The sequence below is a fragment of the Roseobacter sp. AzwK-3b genome (genome assembly GCF_000170875.1).
In the GTDB taxonomy this organism is placed as follows: domain Bacteria; phylum Pseudomonadota; class Alphaproteobacteria; order Rhodobacterales; family Rhodobacteraceae; genus Roseovarius; species Roseovarius litoreus.
Genome location: NZ_ABCR01000005.1, coordinates 12,071 through 38,214, shown reverse-complemented (window position 1 = coordinate 38,214; position 26,144 = coordinate 12,071). Strand labels below are relative to the sequence as shown.

Sequence of the window (26,144 nt, the reverse complement as noted above, 5' to 3'; positions counted from 1 at the left end):
GACCGCATTCCACCCCGGTCAGCGCACCTTGAGAGTCGCCAATCCGATCATCGCGAGGATCAGCGCGATGATCCAGAAGCGGATGACGATCTGCGGCTCGGCCCAGCCCTTCTTTTCGTAATGATGATGGATCGGCGCCATCAGGAACACCCGCTTGCCGGTACGCTTGAAATAGAGCACCTGAACGATCACGCTCAGCGCCTCGACCACGAACAGACCGCCGATGATGCCAAGGACGATCTCGTGCTTGGTGGCCACGGCAATCGCGCCGAGCGCGCCGCCAAGGGCCAGCGATCCGGTATCGCCCATGAACACCGCCGCCGGGGGCGCGTTATACCATAGAAAGCCAAGCCCGCCGCCGAACAGCCCCGCCGCGAAGATCAGGATCTCGCCGGTCCCGGGCACGTAATGCACATCGAGATATTCGGTGAAATCCACCCGGCCCACCGCATAGGCGATGATGCCGAGCGCGCCGCCCGCGATCATCACCGGCATGATGGCCAGCCCGTCCAGACCATCGGTCAGGTTCACGGCATTGGCAGAGCCGACGATCACGAACATGGCGAAGGGGATGAAGAACCAGCCAAGATTGAGCAGCACATCCTTGAACACCGGCAAGGCCAGTTGGTACTGCAGCTCGGGCGGATGATACCATGCGGCCCAGACCGCCGCTATCGCCGCGATCAGGAAGCCGAGCGCCAGCCGAAGCCGCCCCGGCACACCGGTCACATTCTGCTTGGACACCTTGGCGTAATCGTCCCAGAAGCCGATCGCGGCAAAAGACAGGGTCACGAAGAGCACGATCCAGACATAAGCGTTATCAAGCCGTGCCCATAACAGCGTGGACGTGACCAGAGCGCCCACGATCAGCAGACCGCCCATGGTGGGCGTGCCCGATTTGGCCAGATGCGTTTCGGGACCGTCGGCGCGGATCGGCTGGCCCTTGCCCTGCCGCTTGCGCAACACGTTGATCAGGGGCGGACCGAAGAGGAAGCCGAAAAACAGCGCGGTCAGGAACGCGCCGCCCGCACGGAACGTGATATAGCGGAAGAGGTTGAAGAAATCCCCGCCATCCGAAAGCTCGGTCAACCAGAAAAGCATAGTACCATCCTTACACGTCCGTGGAGGCCGAGGCACGACCCATCTTGCGGATCGCGGCAACGACCCGGGCCAATCCCATGGAAAGCGACCCTTTGGCAAGCACGACATCGCCGGCATCCAGGTCACGCGCCACATTTGCGGCCATCTCGTCGGCGGTTTCGGTCCAGCGGCCACGTTTGCCGTCGGGCAGCACCTCCCAGAGGTGGCGCATCAGCGGGCCTACGCAATGCACCCGGTCGATCAGCGCCATGGCGGGATGCTCGGCCAAGGCGGCATGCAGCGCCGCTTCGGTGCGGCCCAGCTCTTTCATGTCGCCCAGATAGGCGATGCGCCGCCCCTTGGAGACCCGTCCCATATCGTTGCTGGGCACGGCGGCGGCCAGCACTTCGAGGGCCGCGCCAAGCGAGGCAGGGTTGGCGTTGTAGCTGTCGTCGATCAGTTCGACCACCACATGCGCATCGACGATGTCGAGAACGATCCGTTCGCGCGCACCGCGCCCCGATCCCGGCTGCCACTGGCCAAGCGATGTGACGACCTTGGCGCGGTCAAGGCCGCGCGCATGGGTCACTGCCAGCACGCCCATGGCATTGACCGCGAAATGCCGCCCCGGAACCATGATCTTGAACAGCACCGGGCTGCGCCACGCGCGCCCCTCGGCCACGGTGCAGGCGTTCTTGAGCGTGATGCGCGTGACGCGGTGATGCATGGCAGGGCTTTCGCCGAAGGACAGCAGATGCGCGGCATGGCGCGCGGCGGTGTCGGCGAGGATCGGGCTGACGGCAAGATCGCCATTATAGACGGCGGCCCCGCCCTCTTCGAGCCCTTCAAAGATTGAGGCCTTTTCGCGGGCGATCCCCTCGAGGCTTTCGAAGGCCGCCAGATGGGCGGGCGCCACGGTGGTGACCATCGCCACATGCGGGCGCGCCATGCGCGACAGCGGCGCAATCTCGCCGGGGTGGTTCATCCCGATCTCGATCACCGCGAATTGGGTGTCGGCGGGCATCCGCGCCAATGTCAAAGGCACGCCCCAATGGTTGTTGTAGCTGGCTTCGGCGGCATGGGTGCGGCCATGCGACGAAAGCACGTCGCGCAGCATCTCCTTGGTGGAGGTCTTGCCGACCGAGCCGGTGATCGCCACGACGCGCGCCTGCGTGCGCGCCCGCGCGGCGCGGCCCATCGCCTCGAGCGCCGTCTGGACGTCATCGACGATCAGCAGCGGCGCGCGTGCGGCATCGACACCGGGCGGCACATGGCTGACCAAGGCGGCGGCGGCCCCCTTGTCGAGCGCCTGCGCCACGAAGTCATGCCCGTCGCGGGCGGCGCTGAGGGCCACGAAAAGATCACCGGGCCGGAGCGTGCGGGTGTCGATCGAAACGCCGGTCGCCTCCCAGTCGGTCGAGGCGCGCCCGCCAGTGGCGCGCGCGGCCTCGGCTGCGGTCCAGAGCGTCATGCCAGCCCCCCGTCAAGCGCCGAGACCGCGACGCTGGCCTGTTCGCAATCATCGAAGGGAAAGACATCATCGCCGACGATCTGCCCGGTTTCATGGCCCTTGCCGCAGATCAGCAGCGCGTCCCCCGGCCCCAGCATGTCGACGCCGCGAAGGATCGCCTCGGCGCGGTCGCCCACCTCGGTCGCCCAATCGGCGCCGCCTGCGTCGCGCACGCCAGCCATGACGGCGGCGCGGATCGCGGCGGGGTCTTCGCTGCGCGGGTTGTCATCGGTCACGATAACCAGATCCGCGTTTTGCGCGGCAGCCGCCCCCATCAACGGGCGCTTGGCGGTGTCGCGGTCGCCGCCTGCGCCGATGATCGCCACAAGACGGCCCATCACATGCGGGCGCAGGGCGCTCAGGGCGGTCGAGACGGCATCTGGCGTATGGGCGTAGTCCACGAATACCGCCGCCCCGTTGCGGCGGGTGGCCGCGAGTTGCATCCGGCCACGCACGGTTTTCATATGGCGCAGGGTGTCGAACACCCTGTCCGGATCAGAGCCGGCGGCGATCACGAGGCCTGCGGCGAGCGCCACGTTTTCCCCCTGAAACCCACCCATCAGGTTGAGCCGGATCTGATGGGCGCGGCCCTTCCATTCGAAGCGCAGATCCTGCCCGGTGGGGGCGAAACGCTGCGCCTGAATGTGCAGATCACTGCCCGGTTTGCGCCCGACGGTGATCAGATCCTGCCCGCGGGCGCGGGCGATCTCGGCCATGGCGGGGCCTTTGGGGTCGTCGATATTGATGACGGCCACGCCGTCTTCGGGCAGGACACGGGCAAAGAGCCCGGCCTTGGCGGCGAAATACTCGTCAAACGTGGCGTGATAGTCGAGGTGATCCTGACTGAAATTGCTGAAGCCCGCCGCCACCAGATGCACCCCGTCCAGCCGGCGTTGTTCCAGCCCGTGCGACGACGCCTCCATCGCCGCATGGGTGACGCCTGCGACCTCGCATTCGGCCAGCACGCGGTGCAGGGTGATCGGTTCGGGCGTTGTATGAGCCAGAGGCGCCTCATAGGCGCCTTCGACACCGGTGGTGCCGATATTGACCGCCTCGTATCCCAGCTCGCACCAGATCTGGCGGCAGAAGCTGGCGACCGAGGTCTTGCCGTTGGTGCCGGTCACCCCGACCATGATCTCGGGCTGCGCGCCGAACCAGAGAGCGGCGGTATAGGCCAGGGTCTGGCGGGGGTCTTCGGCAACGATCAGGGCGGCGTCGCTTTGAGCCAGCACATCGGCGGCGATCCGCGCGCCTGCTGCATCGGTCAGGATCGCGGCGGCCCCCATGCGCAAGGCATACTGGATGAACTCTGCGCCGTGCACGCGGGTGCCGGGAAGGGCCGCGAAAAGCGTGCCGTCGCGCACCTGCCGGCTGTCCACGGCAAGCCCGGTGATGTCGGCGCGCCGCCCGCCCTGAGCGGTCAGGCCAAGATCCGTCAGTGATTTGCGCTGCCCCGCCACCATGTCGCCCCGCGTTCCGGCCTAATTTGATGTGAGCGTTATACCAGCCAGTTCGCCGGGTTCAATCTGCGGTCTGAGCCCCAGAAGAGGGGCCACACGGCGGATGATTTCAGCCGCAACCGGCACGGCTGTCCAGCCTGCGGTGCGGCGCGGCTCGTCGCCCGAGGTCTCAACAGGTTCGTCCAGCGTGACCACCAGGACATATTCCGGGTCATGCGCCGGAAAGACGCTGGCGAAGGTGGCCAGCACCTTGTCTTCGTAATAGCCGCCGCCGCGCGCCTTGGGCTTGTCGGCGGTGCCGGTCTTGCCGCCCACCGCATAGCCGGGCACTTCGCCGAAGCTGGCGGTGCCTTCGGTGACCACCTTGCGCAGCATGTCCATCGAGACGCGCGCGGTCTGCTCCGAGATGACCTGCGGGCCGGGTGCGGTCGTGGTCCCATGCAAGAGCGTCGGGGTGACCTTGCGCCCGCCATTGGCCAGCGTTGCATAGCCCGCCGCCAGATGCATGGGGCTGGTCGAGATGCCGTGGCCGTAGGAAATCGTCATGGTCGACAATTCGGACCAGTTGCGCGGCAAAAGCGGCTGCGCGCCATCGGCCTCGACGATCTCGACGGGGGGCGGATCGAGAAAGCCGAGATCCTCGAGGAACGCCTTCTGACGCTCGCCGCCGATCATCTGGGCGATCCGGGCGGTGCCGATATTCGAGGATTTCACGATCACCTTGGTGACGCTCATTTCGTTGCCGTAATTCCGGAAATCGCTGATCCGGTGCTTGCCCCAGCGAAGCGGGCCCTTGGTGTCGATGATGGTGGTCGGATTGACGAGCCCCATATCGAGCGCCTGCGCCACGGTGAAGATCTTGAGCGTCGAGCCCAGCTCGTAGACGCCCTGCACCGCGCGGTTGAAAAGCGGGCTGTCGGTCGGATCGCCTTCGGTGGGGGGGCGCGGCCGGTCGTTGGGATCGAAATCGGGCAGCGAGGCCACGGCGACGATTTCGCCGGTCTTGACCTCCATCAGGATCGCCGTGGCACCCTTGGCGTTCATCAGCTTCATGCCGCCATAGAGCACGCGTTCGATCGCCGCCTGCACCGACAGATCAAGCGACAGCCGCAGCGGTTCGTGGCTTTGGGCCGGGTCGCGCAGACGGGCGTCGAATTCCTTTTCGATGCCGGCCACGCCGATGACTTCGGCGGCATGCACGCCTTCACGCCCGAAACTGGCGCCACCCAGAACATGCGAGGCCAGCCGCCCGTTGGGATAAAGCCGCATCTCGCGCGGGCCGAACAAAAGGCCAGGCTCGCCGATATCATGCACGGCCTGCTTCTGTTCGGGGCTGATTTTTCGCTTGATCCACAAGAACTTGCGCTTGCCGGTGAAGTCCTTCACCAGCCTTGCGCGATCAAGATCGGGGAAGATGCGCACCAGCTCGTCGGCGGCGCGCTCTGGATCGACGAGTTGTTCGGGTTGAGCATAAAGGCTGTGGGTTTCGAAATTGGTGGCGAGGATACGCCCCTGGCGGTCGACGATATCGGCCCGCTGCGCGACGATCTGCGCCCCCGCGACCGAGCTGCGCGGCTCGGTCGGTTCGCTATTGGCCAGAACGCCCATCCGCCCCCCGATCAGGACGAAGGACAAGGTGAACATGATACCCAGCACGAACAGCCGCCCCTCGGCGCGCTTGCGCGCGCGGTCGCGCATCTGTTCATGACGGATGCGGATATTCTCGCGCTCGATCGCGTCGGGGTTTTCCCCGTTGGAGCGGGCCTCCAGAATGCGGGCGAGCGGACGAAGCGGCGTGCGGATCATGGGCGGGCCTCGGTTTCGGAGACTTCGATCGGGTCAAGGATCGGCAGCAGTGTGTCCTCGGGAGGAAAGGCCACCTGATCGATCCGACCGAATTGATTGGGCTGCAGCGGCAAAAGACCCAGCCGGTCGAAATTGATGTCGGCCAGTTCGCGCAGACGGTCGGGCCGGTTGAGATAGGCCCATTCGGCATTGAGAACACGCAGGCGCTGGCGGGCATCACTGATCTGGGTCTGCAGATCCTCGGCCTCGGACAGCGCCTCCTGGGTTTCGTAATTCTCGTGATAGGCCCAGAAGGCAAGGCCGATCACCGACAGTGCAGTCAGAATGAAATACAGGCTGCGCATCAACGTTTCCCCTTGAGCAATGGCATCCCGATAGCTTTGCGATCAGCGGGCGTGGCCGCCGCATCGGTACGGATGGCGACCCGCAGCTTGGCGCTGCGCGAGCGCGGATTTTCAGCCAGTTCGCTCTTGTCCGGGCCGATGGCCTTGCGCTGCGTGACATCGAATTCGGCCGGTTCGGGGCGCATGGCGGGCGCGTGGCGGCTGCCACCTCCGCCGCCTGCCGATTTGGCCTGAAGGAAGCGCTTGACCATCCGGTCCTCGATCGAATGAAAGGTGACCACCGCAAGCTTGCCGCCGGGTTTGAGCGCACGTTCGGCCGCTTCCAGCCCGGCGACCAGTTCGCCGAATTCGTCATTCACCGCGATGCGCAACGCCTGAAAGCTGCGGGTTGCGGGATGGACCTGCCCGGGTTTGGGGCGCGGCAGGCAGGATTCGATGATCCGCGCCAGATGCAGCGTCGTGTCGATATCACCCGAGGCACGCTCGCGCAGGATGGCCCGCGCGATCCGGCGGCTGGCGCGCTCTTCGCCATAAAGATAAAGGATATCGGCCAATTCACCCTCATCGGCGGTATTGACCAGATCGGCGGCGGTCGGGCCCTGCTGGCTCATGCGCATATCGAGCGGGCCGTCCCTCATGAAGGAAAACCCCCGCTCGGCGCGGTCAAGCTGCATCGACGAGACGCCCAGATCCAGGACCACGCCATCGACGTCCGACGCATGCGCATCCATGTTGGAAAAAATATCCTGCACCAGCACGAGCCGGTCACCATAGGCCGCACCCCAGAGCGCGGCCATTTCAAGTGCGAGCGGATCGCGGTCCACGCCGATCACGGTTTGCGCCCCGGCCTCGAGCAGGCCGCGCGTGTAGCCCCCTGCGCCGAGCGTGCCGTCGATCCAGACCCCTTCGACCGGGGCCACCGCCTCGAGAAGCGGGCGCAACAGAACGGGAATATGCGGGGCGGAGGGATCGGGGGCTTGGGCAGCGGCAGCCATCCGTCACGCCCCTTGCGGACCGTCCAGGAAGGACAGCGGATCGACATCCTCGGGCAGCTCTTCGAGCCATTGTTCGGTGCGCGCCAGTTCTTCGGACTCGTAGGTCTCGGGCTTCCAGATCTGGAACGTGTCCCCCGCGGCGATGAAAAACGCCTCGGCATCGAGCGCGATCTTCTGGCGCAGCTTGGCGGGCAGCACGAGCCGGCCCGTTTCATCGACATTGGTGGGATAGGACTGCCCATGGAAAAGACGCTGCAGCATCCGGCGCTCCATCGAGCCGCGCGGCAGCGCGTCGATCTTGGCGTCCACCTCGGCGATCGCCTCCATCGTGTAGCATTCAAGGTAATTGCGGCGGTGATCGCCATAGACGATGACCAGCTCGGGGCTCAGACCTTCGGTCCAGTTGGGGTCGGACGCTTCGAGCACACGGCGAAACGAGGCCGGGATCGACACCCTGCCCTTGCTGTCCACCTTGTGCTGGCTCTCGCCTCTGAACCTGCGAACCACTGTCCCGTCCGCCTCTCTGATGCCCCCCGAAATATCTTGCCCGGGTCTTCAAGCCCCTGAAACGAAACGACGGATTGAGCTGCTGCCACTGCCCAATCCGCCGCCCTCGTCCCGCTGTGCGGGGCGTCCGACTGCGCGCGCCACCTGGGGGGATGTCTGCTCGCCCGCGCGCCGGATCTCGTGTTTCGATGAAAGCGGGGCCTGTATGAAACCTGACTTGGGATTTTTTGTTCGGGGTCTTTTGTCCGCCCCTGATTTCCCGTCCTCATCGTGAGTTAAGGGATGCCATGGGAATTCATGGAAATCAATAACTTTTTGAGGGAAAAAGGCACATCATCTTGAGTGAGCACCCTGCCCCACTCAACATGATGTGTCTATTTGGAGGCATCAAACGCAGAACCTAGCTATTGCTGAGCTTTTTTATACTAAATATGGTAGTCAGTCTTGGATTGAAATTTTTCCCACGATTTCCCGGCGATTTCGAAATAATTTGCAATCCACCCCCATTGAGCGCCGGATCGCACCGCAAATCACCCATGCTCCACGCCGCAATTGCCCGTGATTCGGGGTTTACCCAAGGGTCTCCCATGATTTCCCGCAGATCAGGCCCATGGTTTCCCATGCCCCGTCATCGCCCATCCCGGCCCGGATGACAGGCCCGCGCGCATGTGGTCGCCGGCCCTGTCAGGCCGACGCGCCCTCATCGAGCCACTTGTACATGACCAGCGCATCGATGAAACCGGCCTTGGGGTGGGCAAACGCTCCCGGCAAACGGCCAATGGTGCGAAATCCCAGATTGTCCCAGAGGCCGATCGCGGCGGTATTGGTCGCAACCACCAGATTGAACTGCATCGCGAGATAGCCCAGTTTGCGCGCCTCGGACTGGGAATGCAGACACATGGCGCGCGCCACGCCGCGCCCGCGCGCTGCCTGAGCGGTCATGTAGCCGCAATTGCAGACATGCGCCCCGCCGCCGGCCTGGTTCGACTTGATGTAATAGGTGCCGACAATCTCGCCGTCATGTTCGGCCACATAGCAACCGCGCGGCTGCCGGATCCACAGGTCAAGCGCGCGCTCGCGTGTCAGGCCGGGATCGATCGCATAGGTTTCGCCTGCGCGGATCACCCGGCGCAGGATCGGCCAGAGCGCATCCTCGTCGCTGTCGCGCACCGCGCGGATCACCAGATCGTCGCCATATGTCACCGAAGGCTCCTCCCGGGCGGCTGCCCCGTCACGACCATATCCGGCGACCGCCAAAGAGCAAGCCGCGCCGGGCCCGGAGCCGCCCCTGCGGGACCGGGCCGCGTTCCGCTCAGCCGCGCACCACGAACACCGACACTTTGGCGTGCTCGGCGATCTTGCCGCCATTCGAAGGCCAGACATAGTCAAGGATATTGGGCATATGGCTTTGCATCACGACGATATCGGCGCCCGTCTCCCTGACCGCCTTGAGCAGCACATCATCCACATCCGTGGTGGGATCATGCGCGATCACCATGTCGGCACTTGCCTCGAAGCCATGCGCCTCGCTCTGGTCCTTGGCAAAAGCCTCGAGCTTTTTGCGGTATTCCTCGGGGGTGTGGGCGGTCGCGCTCGGGGTCGAGCTGGTGGCCCCCACGAACACGACCGATGCACCATAATGCTTGGCCAGATCGGCCGTCACGGCCAGGGCTTTTTGCAAATCGCCCTGATGGGCCAGATCAACAGGTGTCATGATCTTCTTGAACATAAAATATCCTCCTTTCGCGCGGCTGCCGCTCGGGATGGGCCTGAATATGGCCCGCAGCGCACCGCACCGACCGGGGGCCTGCGGCGGGTCCGCAGGATGCCCCTTACAGCAACGATAACGCGGCCGCGGCCCGGAAATCAATCAACCGCGCCGCAAGAGGCGCCGGAAACGGCAGGACCGCCCCCGGTGCCATCCATCCATCGTCAGGCGTTCACATCGACGACGACACGGCCTTTCACTTGCCCCTTAAGGATATCGCGCCCCAATTGCGGCAGATCCGACAGAGTCGCCGGCTGGACCATCGCCTCGAGCTTGGCCATCGGCAGATCGCTGGCGATCCGCTGCCAGGCCCGAAGGCGCGCCTCATAGGGCTGCATCACGCTGTCGATCCCCAGAAGATTGACCCCACGCAGGATGAACGGCGTGATCAGCGCCCCCTCGATCGCCGCCCCACCCGCAAGACCCACCGCCGCGACGGAACAGCCGTATTTCATCTGCTTGAGCACCCGGCCCAGCATGGCCCCCGCCACCGCATCGACACAGCCGGCCCAAAGCTCGGACTCGAGCGGCTTGCGGGTCGCCTCGGCGAACTCCTCGCGCGCCACGATCTGCGTGGCACCCAGATCCTTCAGATACTCGCCCGTCTCGGGACGCCCCGTCACCGCAGCCACCTCATGGCCCAGATTGGCCAGGATCGCCGTGGCCACCGACCCGACGCCGCCCGCGGCCCCGGTCACCAGAACCGGTCCGTGATCCTTGCGCAGCCCGTGATCCTCCAGCGCCATCACCGACAGCATCGCCGTCAAACCCGCGGTGCCCACCGCCATCGCCTGACGTGTGTCCAGCCCCTCGGGCAGAGGCACCAGCCAATCGGCCAGCACGCGCGCCCTTTGCGCATAGCCGCCCCAATGCGCCTCGCCCACGCGCCAGCCGGTCAGCACAACCTTGTCGCCGGGCTTGTAGCGCGCATCCGTGCTCTCTTCGACCGTGCCGGCGAAATCGATCCCCGGCACATGCGGATATTTGCGCACCAGCCCGCCCCCCGGCCCGATGCACAAACCATCCTTGTAATTCACCGTGGAATACTCGACCGCCACCAGCACTTCCCCATGCGGCAGATCGCTTTCGCCGATCTGCGCCACCGACGCCGATGTCTTGCCGGTGTCCTCGTCCTTCTCGACGATCAATGCATTGAACATGCTGTTCTCCCTTGCGTTGCGCAGGGCCATCGCCCTGCTTCTTCTGGCTTCAAATATCCCGGGGAGCGCGAGGGGCTGGCCCCTCGCTCCCACGCTTGCAACCGCCGCTCAGGCCCAGAAGGCCTCGCGCACCTCCGCCTCCCGAATCCCGTTAGGCGTCTGCACCTGCAGCCGCGTGCCCGCATCCCAATGGGTCATGCGCACCATGCCGATGGCCACGTTGGTGCCGAAATCCGGGCTCCAGGCCGCCGAGCTGATCCGCCCCACCGGCTTGCCCTGTGCCAGAAGCGGCCACCAGTGATCGCAGGGCGGCACTTTCGGACCGTCGATCGCCACGGCGCGGATCTGCTGCACCGGGCCTTCCTTGGCCACCCGCAACAGCGCATCCCGTCCGATACATCCGATCGCCGTATGGGTGTTGCAGAACCGGCCAAGCCCGCATTCATGCGGTGTGTTGTCATCCGTCATGTCATTGCCATAGCTCAGCAATCCGCCCTCGATCCGCTCGATCAGGTTGGGACAGCCTGCATGCACATCCATGCCCGCCCCCGCCTCCATCAGCGCATGCCACAAGGGCATACCGATATCCGATCCCTCGACATAGATCTCGAAGCCACCCTGCTTGGAATAGCCCGATCGCGCGATCACCATGTCGCGACCCTGGAAATCGAACACCCCAAAGCGGAAGAAGCGGATATCGCGCACCTTGTCACCAAAGACCGCCGCCATCAGATCATCGGCGCGCGGCCCCTGCACCGCCAGCGGCGACACGTCCGGCTCATCCACCAGCACATCCAGCCGCCAGCCATGCGCCGTGGCGCGCACCCAATAGAGCAGATCGCTGTCGGCGATCGAAATCCACCACCGATCCTCGGCCAGCTTGACCGCCACCGGATCGTTCAGCATGCCACCCGTCTCGTCGACGATCGGCACATAGAAACACTGCCCCGGCGTCATCCCCCGCAGATCGCGCGGCGTCAGCATCTGCATCAGCCGTCCGGCATCCGGCCCGCGCAGCTCGACCTGGCGCTCACAGGCCACGTCCCAGATCTGCACCGCCTCCTTGAGATGGCGGTAATCCTCTTCGATGCTGCGAAACACCGTCGGCAGCAGCATGTGGTTATAGACCGTGTAGGCCTTCACGCCCGCCGCCTCGACCCCTTCGGAAAAGGGCGTGCGGCGCAACCTGCGCGACAGGGACAAAAGCGGCGCGGACATCAGTCACTCTCCTTGGGCATGACGAACGGATCGCAAGACAGGCAGGGCCATCAGGCCCGGGCGGATCATCAGCGCGGGCCTTTCCAGTCGATCTGGCAGATCTCGGCGCTGCGGCCATCGAAATCCCAGACCCGGCCAAAGGCACGGACCCGACCCTTGGTGGCGGTGGCCACGGTGATGTCGGGGCCCATCCAGTATTCCGTGTTGGTCACCACGATATCCTCGCCATTATGGCCCGAGACCGGCACGACCTCGCCCTGGATCTTCTTGCCCACCATCAACCGGCGTGTCTTGCCTTCGGTTTCGAACACCACCGGCGCGCGCTCGGCGCCCAGAAACTCGCTGACCAGAATGCCGAACAGCCCCGTGGTGCCGCGCGCCTTGCCGCTGAAGATATCCACCAGCGCGGTATAGGCGTCATTGCTGGCGCGCTCGTCGATATAGGCCGCGGCCTTCCAGTTGCCCCGTGCCATCAGGCCCGGGATCTCCAGCATCAGCCCGACATTCAGCCCCGACAGATCCGTGTCGCCATAATGCCCCTCGTCGATGCGCACCCCAGACCAGGCCTGGCAATAGCCCTCGGTCGGCGGATGCTGACCAAGCGAGACAACGCAAGGGCAGAACACCGTGCAATTGCAGTTCAGGATGAGTTCCCCCTTGATCGCCCATGGCACGGTGCCATGGCCCGATTTCGGCACACCGGGCATCCGGTTGTCGATCTTGGCGGGTGTGTCCAGTCTGTCAGCGGCCATCTGCGGCCCTCCCTTTGCTCAAATCCCGGCGCCAAGCGCCATCCAGCCCGCCGCCGCCAGCAGCACGACACCCAAGGGGCGCGTCAGCCAGCGGCCAAGATCGGGCAGTTTCTCGATCACCATGACCACCGTCGCAAGGCCCATGAACGCCAGGTTCATGACCCCCCCCACGAAGGCCAGCGCCATCAGCGCCCAGCAACAGCCAAGACAGACCGCGCCAAGCCGCAGGCCGTTGCGCCACGGCCCCTCGTCCCAATGCTGCATGAAAAACGAAAGCGGCGCGCGGCACTTGGCCAGACACGCCTCCTTCAGGGCGCTGAACTGATAGCCCCCCGCCAGCGCCAGCAGCCCCGCCGACAACCAGCCCGAGCGGCTGTCTCCGAAAGCGCTGACCAGATCCGCCCGGAAGAGCGCCATCTGCGCCGCGGCCGCCACCACCGAAAAGCCCAGCCAGACCGCCAGATACCCCGCCAGAAGCCGCCCGAAGCTGGTCTCGCCGCTATGGCCAAGCTCGTCATATGTGGCCAGCGCCGGCAGCGCCGTGGGCGCCATCATCGCCGCCGACATCAGCGCCCACATCACGGTGATTCGCGCAAATCCCGCCGCATCGGGGGTGACCACACACAGGCTGGCCAGAAATTCAGCGCCATAAATGCGCCCCGCAACCCGCAGATCCGTCGGCAGCGCCATCACGTAAAGCGCGCCCCAGGCCAGCAAAATCAGGCCAAAGAGCATCAGCCAATGCCCCCCAGCCATCCGCCTGATACGTGCCGAAATCATGCGCCCTCTCCGCGACTCGATGCTTGCGCCGAAATTGTCAGACATTTAAATGTAAGACAAATGAAAATTGATCCCTCCAACAAAGCCGATCTCTCGGCCCAGATCGCCGAAGCGATCCGCGACGCCATTGTCGAGGGCCGCATGATCGTGGACGAGCGCCTGCCCTCCGAGGCAGAGCTTGCCGACCAGTTCGAGGTGTCGCGCCCCACGGTGCGCGAAGCGCTCAAACGGCTGGCCGCGCAATCGCTCATTCGCACGCAGCGGGGCGCGTTCGGCGGCGCCTTCGTCAACCGGCTCAGCTATGAAGGCGCCTACGGCCAGCATATCACCACCTCAACGCTGCTTTTGTCGATGAACGCGGTCAGCTTCGAGACCGCCTGCGAGGCGCGCTACGCACTCGAACGCGCCTGCACGCCGCTGGCCTGCGCGCGCCGCTCCGCCGATCATCTGGCCACCATGCGGGCCGAAATCCACCGCCAGGCACAGCCAGGCCTGTCGGATGAATCCTTCTGCGCCTCGGATGTGGCCTTTCACCGCGCGCTCGTGGATGCGGCCGGCAACCCGGTGCTCAGCTACCATCTGGCCGGCGCGGTCGAGGCGATGCAGCCCTTGATGAACATGATCACCTTCACCGCCCGCTCGCGCGAGGTGATCGAACATCTTCACACAAGGATCGCCGACGCGCTGCAGGCGCAGAACGCCACCGCCGCCGAAACCGCCCTGCACGAGCTCGAAGCCTATACGCTCACCCTCGGGCGCGACGTGATGGCCGCCCATGCGCGCAAATCGGCACCTGTTTCTTCTGGCTGAAAATATCCCGGGGGGTGCGGGGGCTTTTCCCTCGCCTCTGGCCCTCAACGCGCGGCACTCACTCCTGTAGCGCGCGCGCCTCGTCGACCAGCATCACCGGAATACCGTTGCGAATGGGATAGGCAAGACCCGCCGCGGTGCTGACCAGCTCTTGCCGGTCGGCATCATAGCTCAGCGTGGCCTGTGTCTGCGGGCAGATCAGCGCGTCCAGCATCCGACGATCGAACCCCGGTCCCTCCGTCGTCGCGGTCATTGCATGATCTCCTCGTCATCGCCGCCGCGCAGGGCGTATTCGATCAGCGTCACCAATGTTTCGCGGCGCGTGCTCAGCGACGGCGCCTCGAGAAGCGCCTGCTTGTCCTCGGGCTCGAACCCCAGAAGCATGGAGAGCGAGTTGATGAGCAATTCGTCATCCGCCTGCTCGAGCGACTCCCAATCCGTCTGCAGCTCGCGCGACCTGAAATAGCGGTTCAGCAGATCGAGAAACCGCGCGCGGTCGAAACAGGTGTCGGGCTCCGGAGGGCTCATGTCCCGCTCGAACCCGCTCCACGACACACGGGTCCGGCGGTAGGGCTGAAAGCCTTCAACCTCTTCGAGCACGCGAAAGCGCGAAATGCCGGTCAGGGTGATCATGTATCTCCCGTCCTCGGTTTCGGAAAACTGCGTCACACGACCGACACAGCCGATCGTATGCAGTCCCGCGCGGTCGCCATCGCGGCCCGGATTGGGTTGCACCATCCCGATCAGACGTCCCGGCGTCTTCAAGGCGTCATCGAGCATCGCCAGATAGCGCGGCTCGAACAGGTGCAGAGGCAGCCGAGAGCGCGGCAGAAGCAGCGCACCGGGCAGCGGAAAGACGGGGATCACCTCGGGAAGATCGGCCTTGTTGAACATGGGTTGGAACTAGCCCACACCGGCGATCAGGCAAATATCATCGAGCTCAATTTTCGCCGACCGTTCAGAACAACGGGATCGTTCGGTTTCAGGGCCTCGAAAATGGTGAACAACTGCTGCTTGGCGGCGGCTTCGTTCCACTCGCGATCACGGCGGAAAAGCTCCAGCAATTCGTCGACCGCCTCGGCGGTCTGACCGCTCGCCTGCAGGGCCAGCGCCAGATCGAATCGTGCCTGATGATCCTCCGGGGCGGCGTCCACACGGGCGCGCAAGTCACTGACCGGGCCGGCGCTGGCGGCCTGTCGGGCCAGTTCCAGCTGCGCATGGGCCGCTTCCAGTTCCGGCGCCTTGGAAATCTCGGCCGGGGCGCCGTTCAGGATCGCCTCGGCCTGATCCAGATCATCGAGCGCGATATAGGACCGCACCAGCCCGCCATAAGCGGCGGCATTCTGCGCGTCTTCCTGAAGGATCGCCGCAAAGGTCTGCGCCGCATCGGCCGCAGCTCCCTGCTCGAGCATCTCTTCGGCGGCGGCCACAGCCTCGGCCAGCTCATCGCCCGGCGCCTGACCGCCCGACGCGGCGATCACACGATCAATGAAAGCCTCAAGTTCCGACGGCGGAACCGCCCCCTGAAACCCGTCGATCGGCTGGCCTTGCCAGAAGGCATAGACCGTGGGGATCGACTGCACCCGCAGCTGCCCTGCGATCATCTGGTTTTCGTCGACATTGACCTTGACCATCCTCACCGCGCCGCCTGCCTTGGTCACAGCCGCCTCTAGCGCCGGACCGAGCGTCTTGCACGGACCGCACCACGGCGCCCAGAAATCGACGATGACCGGAACGGTCCGGCTGACATCGACAACCTCGGCCATGAAATCGGCCTCCGAGACATCCTTAATCAGATCCTGTGCGGACGGTGCCTTGCCACCAAGTTCGATCATGTCGCGGACTCCAGATTGTTGCGATCCCTATAGCGCCTAAATGGCGCAGCGCGGATGGTGTTGCAAGGGGGGACCCCCGTATCGGGGATTGCGCGGAGTGTCCGTGCCGCATCATCCGGACGCGACCATCGCCGCCGAGCGTGCCCAGGGCGGGCAGCAATCCTACCGTGGCAGGTTTGCCGCCCTGAAGGACAAGACCCCTGGCAATCGTACACAGACAACACTTAACATTGTCCGCCCTTCTGACGCTGTTGTTACATAGCAGCATTTAAATATAAGTATGGAAAACCTTACCTTTGGCCCCTTTGTCACGCGGGCCGCGGCGTTCAGCAGTCGAATGTCGCGAAAACCGGGGCGTGATCGCTGGGTTGCTCCCACCCGCGCGCAGCGCGCAACACGCGGCTCGAATGAAATGCGTGCCGCAAATCGGCTGAGGCCCACACATGATCCAGCCGCCGCCCCTTGTCGGCGGCGTCCCAGTCCTTGGCGCGGTAGGACCACCAGCTGTACAACTGGCCCTCGGGAATGTCGCTTCGGGTGACGTCTACCCAGCCGCCAGCCTCCTGCACATCGCCCAGATGCGCCACTTCGATGGGGGTGTGGCTCACCACCTTGAGAAGTTGCTTGTGCGACCAGACATCATCTTCGCGCGGGGCGATGTTGAGATCGCCCACAAGGATCGCCTTTTGCGGGCGCCCGTCGCGGAACCAGTCGCGCATCTCGGTCAGATAATCCAGCTTCTGGCCGAATTTCTCGTTCTTCTCGCGATCCGGGATATCACCGCCCGCAGGCACGTAGAAATTATGGATCACCACGCCGTTTTCCAGACGCCCCGCCACATGCCTTGCATGGCCCAATGCGGCGAAATCCATGTCGCCCGCATCCTCGATCGGCAGTTTCGACAGGATCGCCACGCCGTTATAGCCCTTTTGCCCGCGCGCCACCATATAGGGGTAGCCAAGTGCGGCAAAGCTTTCGGCGGGGATCTTGTCGACCGGGCTTTTGCATTCCTGCAGGCACAGGATATCCGGCGCTTCCTCGCGCAAGAGCCTGGCCACCAGCCCCTCGCGCAGACGGACCGAATTGATGTTCCATGTGGCCAGCGTGAATGCCATCTGTCGCCCCTTTCGTGGTCATCTCCCGATTGCCTTGGTCTATACCGCGGAGGGGCCGGGATGCCACCCGCATATCGCGCGGGCGCGGCCAAGGGACACAAAAAAAGGCCCCGGCACGAAGCCGGGGCCAGTCCAACAGGGAGGTTGCATGTGATAACCCGCACATGCGACGGGATTGGGTTCAGGATGCCGCAAAGCGCGACCGCCTGCATTGATCTGGGTCAATATCAATCAACCCTGCAGGTTGCGTGCCAATGTCACATCAAAAGACGATAACCGCCCGATTCCGTGACCAGCAGGCGCGCATTCGAGGGGTCCGGCTCGATCTTCTGGCGCAGGCGGTAAATATGCGTCTCCAGCGTATGCGTCGTCACACCGGCATTGTAGCCCCACACCTCATGTAGAAGCACATCACGTGCCACAACGCCATCCGGCGAGCGATACAGGAATTTCAGGATATTGGTTTCCTTCTCGGTCAGCCGGATCTTGCGGTCGCTTTCGTCTATGAGAATCTTCATCGCGGGCTTGAACGTATAGGGTCCAAGGTGGAAAATCGCATCCTCGGACTGCTCGTGCTGGCGCAACTGTGCACGGATCCGCGCCAGCAGAACCGGGAACTTGAAGGGCTTGGTGATATAGTCATTGGCGCCCGCATCAAGCCCGAGGATCGTGTCGGCATCCCCGTCATGGCCCGTCAGCATCATGATCGGCGCTTTCACGCCCTGCTTGCGCATGAGCCGGCACAATTCGCGGCCATCGGTATCGGGCAGGCCGACATCGAGGATCACCAGATCATAGATGCCGTCGCGTGCGCGGGCCATCGCATCCGCGCCGGTGCCGGCTTCGAAGACATCGAAATCCTCGGTCATCACGAGCTGCTCGCTCAGCGCCTCGCGCAGATCCTCGTCATCGTCCACCAGAAGTATTTTCTTGAGCTGTCCCATCACAATCATCCTCGCGCTGTTTGATCACAGATGCGCCCGAAGATGCGAAAGAGCAAGATTTGCAACATCCCCTTCACGCCCACGTGTTGGGTTGCGAGGGAATATTTCATTTCGTTTCAAAAAGCCCTACATCTGACGGGCCGAAATCTGGAAAGGCCCGCCATGACCCTTGCCCCCGACCTGATCGAAACGCTCGCCCGGGCCAGAGCCGATCTGCGCATGGGCGTGCCCGTGGTGCTGCAGAACGACCGCGAGGCCGCGCTGGTGCTGGCCGCCGAAACGCTGGATGCGCAGCGTCTGGCCGATCTGCGCGCGCTTGGCCAGCAGCCGGTTCTGGCGATCAGCGCGCGACGCGCGCAGACGCTCAAGGCGCGGGCCTATGACGGCGATCTGGCGCGGGTGATCGTGCCCCCCGATGCCAGCCTGTCATGGGTTCTGGGGGTGGCCGATCCCGCCGACGATCTGAAGACCCCGATGAAAGGCCCGCTGATGACGGCGCGTGACGGATCGGCGGATCTGCACCGTCTGGCGCTCGATCTGGTGAAATCCGCGCGCCTCTTGCCCGCGGCGCTGATGCTGGATCTGACAGCCGCCGAAGCGTTTGCCGAGGCCCACCACCTGACCCGGATCCCCGGCGTGGAGGCGGCAGCGCTCATGTCGCGGTCAAGCCCGCTCGATCCGGTGGTGAGCGCCCGGCTGCCGCTGGCCGTGTCCGAGGCGGGCCGGCTGCATATCTTCCGTCCCGAGGATGGCGGCGAGGAGCATTACGCCATCGAGATCGGCCAGCCCCGCCGCGACGCCCCGGTTCTGGCGCGGTTGCATTCGGCCTGTTTCACCGGCGACCTGATGGGCAGTCTGAAATGCGATTGCGGCCCGCAATTGCGCGGCGCCCTCGCCCAGATGGGCGCCGAGGGCGCGGGCGTGCTGCTCTATCTCAATCAGGAAGGGCGCGGCATCGGCCTTGCCAACAAGATGCGCGCCTATAGCCTGCAGGATCAGGGCTTTGACACGGTCGAAGCCAATCACCGGCTGGGCTTCGAGGATGACGAGCGCGATTTCCGCATCGGCGCCGACATTCTCAAGCGGATGGGCTTTTCGTCGGTCCGACTGCTGACCAACAATCCCGGCAAGATCGCCATGATGGAGCACTGCGGCGTCACCGTGGCCGAACGCGTGCCCCTGAAGGTGGGCGAGAACAGCCATAACCGCGCCTATCTGGCCACCAAGGCGGCGAAATCCGGCCACCTGCTGTAATCCTGCGGCGTGGTGCCGATGTGAGGCGGGGGCCTCCGGCGGGGATATTTGAGGCCAGAAGAAGCGCCGATTGCGCCGCGCCGATCGGCCGGGGTCAGACCAGTCGCGAGGTTTCCAGCGCGGCGCGGATGAAATCGGCGAACAGCGGATGCGGCGCGAAGGGTTTGGATTTCAGCTCGGGGTGGAACTGCACGCCGATGAACCAGGGGTGATCCGACCATTCCACGATCTCGGGCAGGCGGCCATCGGGTGACATGCCGGAAAAGCACAGGCCGACCGCTTCGAGTTTTTCGCGATACTTGATATCCACCTCGTAGCGGTGGCGGTGACGCTCGTCGATCGCGGTGGTGCCATAGACCCCGGCCACGCGGCTGCCTTCTTTCAAGGTGGCATCATAGGCGCCAAGACGCATGGTGCCGCCCTTGTCGTCCGAGACGTTGCGCTTGACCTTTTCGTTGCCCTGCACCCATTCCTTGAGGTGATAGACGACGGGTGTGAAGCGTTTCTTTCCGGCTTCGTGGTCGAATTCCTCGGAGCCGGCATCGGTCAATCCGGCGAGATTGCGCGCCGCCTCGATCACCGCCATCTGCATGCCGAGGCAGATGCCGAGATAGGGGATCTTGCGCTCGCGGGCGAATTGCGCCGCCTTGATCTTGCCTTCGGTGCCGCGCTCGCCGAAGCCGCCAGGCACGAGAATCGCATGGAAGCCCTCGAGATGGGGGGCGGGATCCTCTGTATCGAAGATCTCGGCATCGACCCATTGCACCCGCACCTTGACGCGGTTGGCCATGCCGCCATGGGTCAGCGCCTCCTTGATGGATTTGTAGGCATCCTCGAGCTGGGTGTATTTGCCGACGATGGCCACCGTCACCTCGCCGTCGGTATGGTGGATGCGGTCCACCACATCGAGCCATTTGCTGAGGTCGGGCTTGGGCGCGGGAGAAATCTGGAACGCGTCGAGCACCGCCTGATCGAGCCCCTCGTGATGATAGGCAAGCGGGGCCTCGTAGATCGAGCCGAGGTCATAGGCCGGGATCACGTCGGATTTGCGCACATTGCAAAACAGCGCGATCTTCTCGCGTTCCTTGTCGGGAATGGGCTGCTCGGAGCGGCAGACAAGGATATCGGGCGCGATGCCGATGGATTGCAGCTCCTTGACCGAATGCTGGGTCGGCTTGGTCTTGAGCTCGCCACTGGCGGCAAGATAGGGCAACAGCGTCAGATGCATGTAGATGCAATTGCCACGCGGACGGTCATGGCCGAACTGACGGATCGCCTCGAAGAAGGGCAGCCCCTCGATGTCGCCCACCGTGCCGCCGATCTCGCAGAGCATGAAATCGACCTCGTCATCGCCGATGGCGAGCCAGTCCTTGATCTCGTTGGTCACATGCGGCACGACCTGGATCGTCTTGCCCAGGTAATCGCCGCGGCGCTCTTTCTCGAGCACGTTGGAGTAGATGCGCCCCGAGCTGACCGAGTCGCTCATCCTGGCAGGCACACCCGTGAAGCGTTCGTAATGGCCCAGATCGAGATCGGTTTCCGCCCCGTCATCGGTGACGAACACCTCGCCATGCTCAAAGGGCGACATCGTGCCGGGATCGACGTTGAGATAGGGATCGAGCTTGCGCAGGCGGACAGAGAAGCCGCGCGCCTGCAACAGCGCGCCCAGTGCCGCCGAGGCCAGCCCCTTGCCGAGTGAGGAAACGACGCCGCCCGTGATGAAAATATACCGTGCCATGCGCTGGCGATCCCCCGTGAGTGTCAGCCTGATATCAGGCCAGTTCAGAGCCCTGTCCAGCCGGATTCGGCCATGGCATCACGGGACTCGACGTATAATGGATTCTCGCGACATGCGCAAGCTCACCGCAAGATGCTGCTGCGGCTGTCGGCCATTCATCAAGCCATTGTGGTCAGTCAGCTGTCGGCGTGAGCGGCGCAGTATCGTCCGCAGACGGCGGCAACAGATCGCCGCCCGTGCCGGGCAGAACAGGATCGGCCGGCTCTTCGCGCAGCGGCGCGTCGGTGATCCGGTCGAGCACGGACGATCCCCCCGCCTTTTGCGCAGCCAGAACAGTAAGCGTCAGCGACGTGATGATGAAGGCGATCGCCAGGATCCAGGTGACCTTGCCCAGAGCCGTGGCCGCGGCCCGGCCTGTCATGGCGCCACCGCCGCCACCGCCCATGCCAAGCCCCCCGCCTTCGGAGCGCTGCAGCAGCACCACGCCGATCAGGGCGAGGGCCAGAAGGAGATGCACAGTGAGGACGACGTTTTCCATTGAGGGCGGCCTTTGTCGGATACGGGTAGTGGCGTCTGACGGGCTATCTATGCAATTCGGGCGCACCCCGCAACCCGACAATCGGCCCACACCCGCCAGACGGTGTCAATTTGCTGTTTCACGCAGCCGCGCAGCCCGCTATACCGGCGCGGGTTTCGTCCGAAGACCATCACCGAGAGGATCATCATGGCAAATGTCGTCGTCGTGGGCGCCCAGTGGGGCGACGAGGGAAAAGGCAAGATCGTCGACTGGCTCAGCCAGCGCGCCGATGTGATCGTCCGCTTTCAGGGCGGGCACAATGCCGGGCACACGCTGGTGATCGATGGCAAGGTCTACAAGCTCAACGCGCTGCCCTCGGGTGTGGTGCGGGGCGGCAAGCTGAGCGTGATCGGCAATGGCGTGGTGCTCGATCCGTGGCACCTGGTGAAAGAGATCGCGTCGATCCGCGACCAGGGCGTCGAGATCTCGCCCGAAACACTGATGATCGCGGAGAATACGCCGCTGATCCTGCCCATCCATGGCGAATTGGATCGCGCCCGCGAGGAAGCCGCCTACAAAGGCACCAAGATCGGCACGACCGGTCGCGGGATCGGGCCGGCCTATGAGGACAAGGTGGGCCGGCGTTCGGTGCGGGTGGCCGATCTGTCGGACGAGGCGACGCTGGTGGCGCGGGTCGACCGGGCGCTGCAGCACCACGATCCGCTGCGCCGCGGCCTTGGCATCGCCCCGGTGGACCGCGACGCCCTGATCGCGCAGCTCAAGGAGATCGCACCACAGGTCCTGCCTTTCGCGGCGCCCGTCTGGAAGGTGCTGGGAGAGCGGCGCAAGGCCGGTCAGCGCATCCTCTTCGAAGGCGCTCAGGGCGCGCTTCTGGATATCGATTTCGGCACCTACCCTTTCGTCACCTCCTCGAATGTGATCGCGGGACAGGCCGCCACCGGCGTCGGGCTGGGACCGGGATCGATCGATTACGTGCTGGGCATCGTCAAAGCCTATACCACCCGCGTCGGCGAAGGCCCCTTCCCGACCGAACTTGAAGACGAAGACGGCACGCGGCTCGGCACGCGCGGGCATGAATTCGGCACGGTCACCGGCCGCAAGCGCCGCTGCGGCTGGTTCGATGCGGCCCTCGTGCGTCAGACCTGCGCGACAAGCGGCGTCAACGGCATTTCCCTGACCAAGCTCGATGTGCTCGACGGGTTCGAGACGCTCAAGATCTGCGTCGCCTACGAGCTTGACGGCCAGCGGATGGACTACCTTCCGACAGCCGCCGATCAGCAGGCCCGCTGCCGCCCCATCTACGAGGAAATGCCCGGCTGGAGCGAGTCGACCGAAGGCGCGCGCAGCTGGGCCGACCTGCCCGCCAACGCGATCAAATACGTGCGCCGCGTCGAAGAGTTGATCGACTGCCCCGTTGCCCTACTTTCCACGTCACCCGAGCGCGAAGACACGATCCTCGTGACCGACCCGTTCGCCGATTGATCCGATCCACCCCCGAAGCGGAGGGCACATGCAGCTGAGCTACAAGGCGCGCAAGCGCTGGTCTCTGGTGATCCTGCTGATCGGCTTGCCGCTCTATATCGTGGCAGCCGTCAACCTCGTCGATCTCTTCGACCGCCCTCCGCTCTGGCTGGAGTTCGCGATCTATGTGGGCCTCGGTGTCTTGTGGATCACGCCGTTCAAATTCATCTTCAAGGGCATCGGCCAACCCGACCCTGACGCCCGACCCGAGGATGAGTCGCGCTGACACCTGTCTGCCCCGCGCGCCACAGGGTCTGACCTCGAGCCCGCTTCGCAAACTCCGCCAGATCTCCATCCAAGCCGACATCACAGGCAGACCACGCAGGAGCAGCACAAGACGACCTCGGCGCGCGTCCTGCGGTGTCACCTGCGCAAATGGCTCATGCGTCTCTAATCTCGCATCCCGGCGCTTCTTCTGGCCTCAAATATCCCCGCCGGAGGCCCCCGCCCATCACCGGCGCGCCGCCACAGGAAAGGGACCGCGGCACAGATCAGCGCAGTTCGCGCCGGCCTCATGCTCGGTCAAAATGCCGATGATCTTTTCTTCTGTATAGCGCGTTCGCTTCATGGTCCGTCCCTTCGTAGGTCCGGACCCTAATTCCAAATGGAGCGAAAAATCTCGTGGCACGTCACCCCGCCCCCGGGCGGCGCACAGGCAATGGCGGCCAGCGTCAGAAAAACGCTGGCCGCCGCAATCATCACCGAAAGTCCGCCGCGCATCTCGCGCGATCAGTTGGAGCCGACGATGTTGTGCTCGGGGCCGAAGGGAAACCCGGTGATGTTCTCCGCCCCATCCTCGCCGATCACGAGGATATCATGCTCGCGGTAGCCGCCCGCACCGGGCGCCCCTTCGGGGATCATGACCATCGGCTCCATGGACACGACCATGCCGGGCTTGAGCACCGTGTCGATATCCTCGCGCAGTTCGACCCCGGCCTCGCGCCCGTAATAGTGACTGAGCACGCCAAAGCTGTGGCCATAGCCGAACGAGCGGTATTTCAGCAGGTCCCATTCGCGATACATCTCGTTCAGTTCGATCGCGATATCCATGCAGCGCGCACCCGGCTTCATAAGCTCGAGTCCGCGACGATGCACTGCCACGTTCTTTTCCCAGACATCCAAGCTCGCATCATCCACCGAGTCGCAAAACAGCGTGCGCTCCAGCGCGGTGTAATAGCCGAAGATCATCGGAAAGGTGTTGAGGCTGAGGATATCGCCCGATTGCACCACGCGGTTCGTCACCGGGTTATGCGCACCGTCGGTATTGATACCTGACTGGAACCAGGTCCAGGTGTCCATCAACTCGACAAAGGGGAAGGATTTGGCGATCTCGCGGATCATCGCATTGGTGCCCGCGATGGCGACCTCATGCTCCGGCACGCCCGCTTGCACGGCGGCGGCCACGGCATAACCGCCGACATCCGCCACCCGTGCGCCTTCGCGGATCAGCTTGATCTCCTCGTCTGATTTGATCGTGCGCATCCACATCGACGGCTGGCTGACATCGACGAAGTCCACACCCGGCAGCGCATCCTGCAACAGATCGCGATATTCCAGCGAGACATGGTCGAACTCGATGCCCACACGCCGCGCGCCCTGGGTAAGCCCCTGCACTGCACGATAGAAATTGTCGCGCCGCCAATCGGTATAGGTGACGTTGTTGCCAAAGCTCCGGCGCCAGGGTTGACCGCCATCGATGCCCGCCGAAACGGTGGTGGCAGTCTTCTGGTCGATCACCATTCCGTATTTGCGACCGAAATAGCAATACAGCCAGCCTGAGTAATATGTAATGCAGTGATAAGACGTGAGCAGCACCGCATCGACGTCGTTCTTGGCCATCCAGTCGCGCAGTTCATTCTGCCTGCGCGCCATTTCGTTGTCGGAAAAAGGCGAAAATTCCTTTTCTCCATTGTGCCATTCGGTCACGTGGAGCATGTCGTCAAGCATTCGAGGATCTCCTTGATGTGGTGGATATCCAATCCGCTAACAGCAAAGCATTTTGAAATAAAATTAATAGTTCTGATCTGAGAATTAGATTTGGAAATGCATGTCATCCGCGCGCCAGTGTCGGCTTGCGGAATGCGCTGACGCCCTCGGTGATCTGCTCGATCAGCTTGAGCGCCGCATCCGATGCCTTGATATGCTTGTAGAACAAGCCGACATGCAGGTTCGCCAGCGGCGGAAACCCTTCTTTGGGCGTCAGCACCCTCATCCCCGGCAACAACGTCTTTTTCGTGAGCGCCGTGACCCCCATACCATCAAGAACCGCATTCTGAAGCGCGGAGATGCCAGGGCTTTCGAAGCAGATCCGCCATTCCCGCCCTTCGGTATTCAGCGCGTCGATCATCCGCTTGCGATAGAAACAGCCCTTGGGATGGGCCAGCACCTGCACCGGCTTGTCGGGGCTGAACTGATACTCCCGCCCGCAGACCCAGAAGGGCCGCTCGGACCAGTAAAGCGACACGTAAGGCGCCGGCATCGTGTCGGTGATGGCGATGGCCAGGTCCAGCTCGTCCACATGCAGCTGGCTCAGGATGTTCCGGCTCCAGTCGCAGCGGATATCAAGGCTCACATCGGGATGCGCCCGCGCAAAATCCGCGATCAGGCGCTGGAAATATCCAATCGCGTAATCCGTAGGCAGGCCGACCCGCAGAGTGCCCATGAATTTGGCCTCCTGCAGATTGGCCACCGCCCGATCATTCAGGCGCAGCATCTCGCGCGCATAGCCGATCAATGCATGCCCCTGCGGCGTCAACTCCAGCACCTTACCCTTGTGCTGCAAGAGCTTGGCCCCCACCAGATCCTCCAACCTCTTGATTTGCAGAGAGATTGCAGGCTGCGTTCGGCCAAGAACCTGGCCGGTTTCGGTATAGTTCCCCAAATCCACCACGGTCACGAAGGTGCGGATCAGGTCGGTTTGAAGATTGACGAAATGGCGCATGATTAAGAATCCTTATTCATACATTGGTACTATGAATTTTGCGCATAGAGCAAGCTGTTCTACGGTCC

Annotated in this window: 26 protein-coding genes; 4 read left to right on the top strand and 22 right to left on the bottom strand. The window is 63.9% G+C overall.

Annotation, left to right across the window (positions count from 1 at the left end; genetic code table 11):
- Positions 1-18 precede the first annotated feature (18 nt).
- The 13 genes from mraY to RAZWK3B_RS10085 all read right to left on the bottom strand — a co-directional run bounded on the left by mraY (position 19) and on the right by RAZWK3B_RS10085 (position 13,380).
- Positions 19-1,101, bottom strand: coding sequence for a phospho-N-acetylmuramoyl-pentapeptide-transferase (mraY, locus tag RAZWK3B_RS10145; protein ID WP_007814781.1), 1,083 nt, complete (start codon positions 1,099-1,101; stop codon positions 19-21).
- Positions 1,102-1,111: 10 nt separating this feature from the next.
- On the bottom strand, positions 1,112-2,551 hold the full coding sequence (locus RAZWK3B_RS10140; protein ID WP_007814779.1) for a UDP-N-acetylmuramoyl-tripeptide--D-alanyl-D-alanine ligase: 1,440 nt from the start codon (positions 2,549-2,551) through the stop codon (positions 1,112-1,114).
- Entirely contained in the window at positions 2,548-4,053 is a 1,506-nt protein-coding gene (locus tag RAZWK3B_RS10135) for a UDP-N-acetylmuramoyl-L-alanyl-D-glutamate--2,6-diaminopimelate ligase (protein WP_007814778.1), read from the bottom strand. The genes RAZWK3B_RS10140 and RAZWK3B_RS10135 overlap by 4 nt, the downstream gene beginning before the upstream one ends.
- 18 nt (positions 4,054-4,071) lie before the next feature.
- The gene (locus RAZWK3B_RS10130) at positions 4,072-5,856 is read right to left on the bottom strand and encodes a peptidoglycan D,D-transpeptidase FtsI family protein (protein WP_007814776.1); all 1,785 of its coding nucleotides are present in this window, start codon (positions 5,854-5,856) and stop codon (positions 4,072-4,074) included.
- The gene (ftsL, locus tag RAZWK3B_RS10125) at positions 5,853-6,200 is read right to left on the bottom strand and encodes a cell division protein FtsL (protein WP_007814774.1); all 348 of its coding nucleotides are present in this window, start codon (positions 6,198-6,200) and stop codon (positions 5,853-5,855) included. Before ftsL ends, RAZWK3B_RS10130 begins: the two co-directional genes overlap by 4 nt.
- A complete protein-coding gene (gene rsmH / locus RAZWK3B_RS10120; RefSeq protein ID WP_007814772.1) occupies positions 6,200-7,195 on the bottom strand; it encodes a 16S rRNA (cytosine(1402)-N(4))-methyltransferase RsmH in 996 nt (331 codons plus the stop codon). Before rsmH ends, ftsL begins: the two co-directional genes overlap by 1 nt.
- Positions 7,196-7,198: 3 nt before the next feature.
- Positions 7,199-7,702, bottom strand: coding sequence for a division/cell wall cluster transcriptional repressor MraZ (gene mraZ, locus RAZWK3B_RS10115; protein WP_083799090.1), 504 nt, complete (start codon positions 7,700-7,702; stop codon positions 7,199-7,201).
- A 684-nt stretch (positions 7,703-8,386) separates the two neighbouring features.
- The gene (locus RAZWK3B_RS10110) at positions 8,387-8,905 is read right to left on the bottom strand and encodes a GNAT family N-acetyltransferase (RefSeq protein ID WP_007814769.1); all 519 of its coding nucleotides are present in this window, start codon (positions 8,903-8,905) and stop codon (positions 8,387-8,389) included.
- A 109-nt stretch (positions 8,906-9,014) separates the two neighbouring features.
- Complete coding sequence (locus tag RAZWK3B_RS10105; RefSeq protein WP_007814767.1) at positions 9,015-9,431, bottom strand: universal stress protein; 417 nt, start codon at positions 9,429-9,431, stop codon at positions 9,015-9,017.
- Positions 9,432-9,634: 203 nt separating this feature from the next.
- A complete protein-coding gene (gene acuI, locus RAZWK3B_RS10100; protein ID WP_037295616.1) occupies positions 9,635-10,630 on the bottom strand; it encodes an acryloyl-CoA reductase in 996 nt (331 codons plus the stop codon).
- A 108-nt stretch (positions 10,631-10,738) separates the two neighbouring features.
- Positions 10,739-11,848 carry a dimethylsulfoniopropionate demethylase gene (locus RAZWK3B_RS10095; RefSeq protein ID WP_007814764.1) on the bottom strand — a complete coding sequence of 370 codons (1,110 nt, stop codon included), beginning with the start codon at positions 11,846-11,848 and terminating at the stop codon, positions 10,739-10,741.
- A gap of 68 nt (positions 11,849-11,916) precedes the next feature.
- Complete coding sequence (locus RAZWK3B_RS10090) at positions 11,917-12,555, bottom strand: DUF1326 domain-containing protein (RefSeq protein ID WP_037295613.1); 639 nt, start codon at positions 12,553-12,555, stop codon at positions 11,917-11,919.
- Positions 12,556-12,618: 63 nt separating this feature from the next.
- Positions 12,619-13,380 (bottom strand): DUF2182 domain-containing protein, encoded by a 762-nt coding sequence (locus RAZWK3B_RS10085; RefSeq protein WP_007814761.1) that lies wholly within the window; start codon positions 13,378-13,380, stop codon positions 12,619-12,621.
- A 60-nt stretch (positions 13,381-13,440) separates the two neighbouring features.
- Between RAZWK3B_RS10085 and RAZWK3B_RS10080 the strand changes: the two genes are divergently transcribed.
- On the top strand, positions 13,441-14,190 hold the full coding sequence (locus RAZWK3B_RS10080; protein WP_007814760.1) for a FadR/GntR family transcriptional regulator: 750 nt from the start codon (positions 13,441-13,443) through the stop codon (positions 14,188-14,190).
- A 58-nt stretch (positions 14,191-14,248) separates the two neighbouring features.
- Here the strand turns inward: RAZWK3B_RS10080 and RAZWK3B_RS10075 are convergent, their stop codons facing one another.
- The 5 genes from RAZWK3B_RS10075 to RAZWK3B_RS10055 form a co-directional block, all read right to left on the bottom strand.
- Positions 14,249-14,443 carry a Trm112 family protein gene (locus RAZWK3B_RS10075; protein ID WP_007814758.1) on the bottom strand — a complete coding sequence of 65 codons (195 nt, stop codon included), beginning with the start codon at positions 14,441-14,443 and terminating at the stop codon, positions 14,249-14,251.
- On the bottom strand, positions 14,440-15,084 hold the full coding sequence (locus tag RAZWK3B_RS10070) for an LON peptidase substrate-binding domain-containing protein (RefSeq protein WP_007814757.1): 645 nt from the start codon (positions 15,082-15,084) through the stop codon (positions 14,440-14,442). The genes RAZWK3B_RS10075 and RAZWK3B_RS10070 overlap by 4 nt, the downstream gene beginning before the upstream one ends.
- A gap of 26 nt (positions 15,085-15,110) precedes the next feature.
- Positions 15,111-16,025 (bottom strand): thioredoxin family protein, encoded by a 915-nt coding sequence (locus RAZWK3B_RS10065; RefSeq protein ID WP_007814756.1) that lies wholly within the window; start codon positions 16,023-16,025, stop codon positions 15,111-15,113.
- A 326-nt stretch (positions 16,026-16,351) separates the two neighbouring features.
- Complete coding sequence (locus RAZWK3B_RS10060) at positions 16,352-17,140, bottom strand: exodeoxyribonuclease III (RefSeq protein WP_007814755.1); 789 nt, start codon at positions 17,138-17,140, stop codon at positions 16,352-16,354.
- Between the two features lie 257 nt (positions 17,141-17,397).
- Entirely contained in the window at positions 17,398-18,084 is a 687-nt protein-coding gene (locus RAZWK3B_RS10055) for a response regulator transcription factor (RefSeq protein WP_007814754.1), read from the bottom strand.
- Between the two features lie 162 nt (positions 18,085-18,246).
- On the opposite strand from RAZWK3B_RS10055, the gene ribA reads away from it, so the two are divergent.
- Complete coding sequence (gene ribA, locus RAZWK3B_RS10050) at positions 18,247-19,338, top strand: GTP cyclohydrolase II (RefSeq protein ID WP_007814753.1); 1,092 nt, start codon at positions 18,247-18,249, stop codon at positions 19,336-19,338.
- A gap of 94 nt (positions 19,339-19,432) precedes the next feature.
- Here the strand turns inward: ribA and pyrG are convergent, their stop codons facing one another.
- Together pyrG and secG are read right to left on the bottom strand one after the other, a co-directional pair.
- Positions 19,433-21,076 (bottom strand): CTP synthase, encoded by a 1,644-nt coding sequence (gene pyrG / locus RAZWK3B_RS10045; RefSeq protein ID WP_007814745.1) that lies wholly within the window; start codon positions 21,074-21,076, stop codon positions 19,433-19,435.
- 172 nt (positions 21,077-21,248) lie between these two features.
- Complete coding sequence (secG, locus tag RAZWK3B_RS10040) at positions 21,249-21,614, bottom strand: preprotein translocase subunit SecG (RefSeq protein WP_007814743.1); 366 nt, start codon at positions 21,612-21,614, stop codon at positions 21,249-21,251.
- Positions 21,615-21,800: 186 nt separating this feature from the next.
- Here secG and RAZWK3B_RS10035 point away from each other — a divergent pair, with 186 nt between their 5' ends.
- Together RAZWK3B_RS10035 and RAZWK3B_RS10030 are read left to right on the top strand one after the other, a co-directional pair.
- On the top strand, positions 21,801-23,096 hold the full coding sequence (locus RAZWK3B_RS10035; RefSeq protein WP_007814742.1) for an adenylosuccinate synthase: 1,296 nt from the start codon (positions 21,801-21,803) through the stop codon (positions 23,094-23,096).
- Between the two features lie 28 nt (positions 23,097-23,124).
- A complete protein-coding gene (locus RAZWK3B_RS10030; RefSeq protein ID WP_007814740.1) occupies positions 23,125-23,361 on the top strand; it encodes a DUF2842 domain-containing protein in 237 nt (78 codons plus the stop codon).
- A 503-nt stretch (positions 23,362-23,864) separates the two neighbouring features.
- Here the strand turns inward: RAZWK3B_RS10030 and RAZWK3B_RS10025 are convergent.
- Together RAZWK3B_RS10025 and RAZWK3B_RS10020 are read right to left on the bottom strand one after the other, a co-directional pair.
- A complete protein-coding gene (locus RAZWK3B_RS10025; RefSeq protein WP_007814735.1) occupies positions 23,865-25,082 on the bottom strand; it encodes a M24 family metallopeptidase in 1,218 nt (405 codons plus the stop codon).
- 103 nt (positions 25,083-25,185) lie between these two features.
- Entirely contained in the window at positions 25,186-26,076 is an 891-nt protein-coding gene (locus RAZWK3B_RS10020) for a LysR substrate-binding domain-containing protein (protein ID WP_007814734.1), read from the bottom strand.
- Between the last annotated feature and the right edge of the window lie 68 nt (positions 26,077-26,144).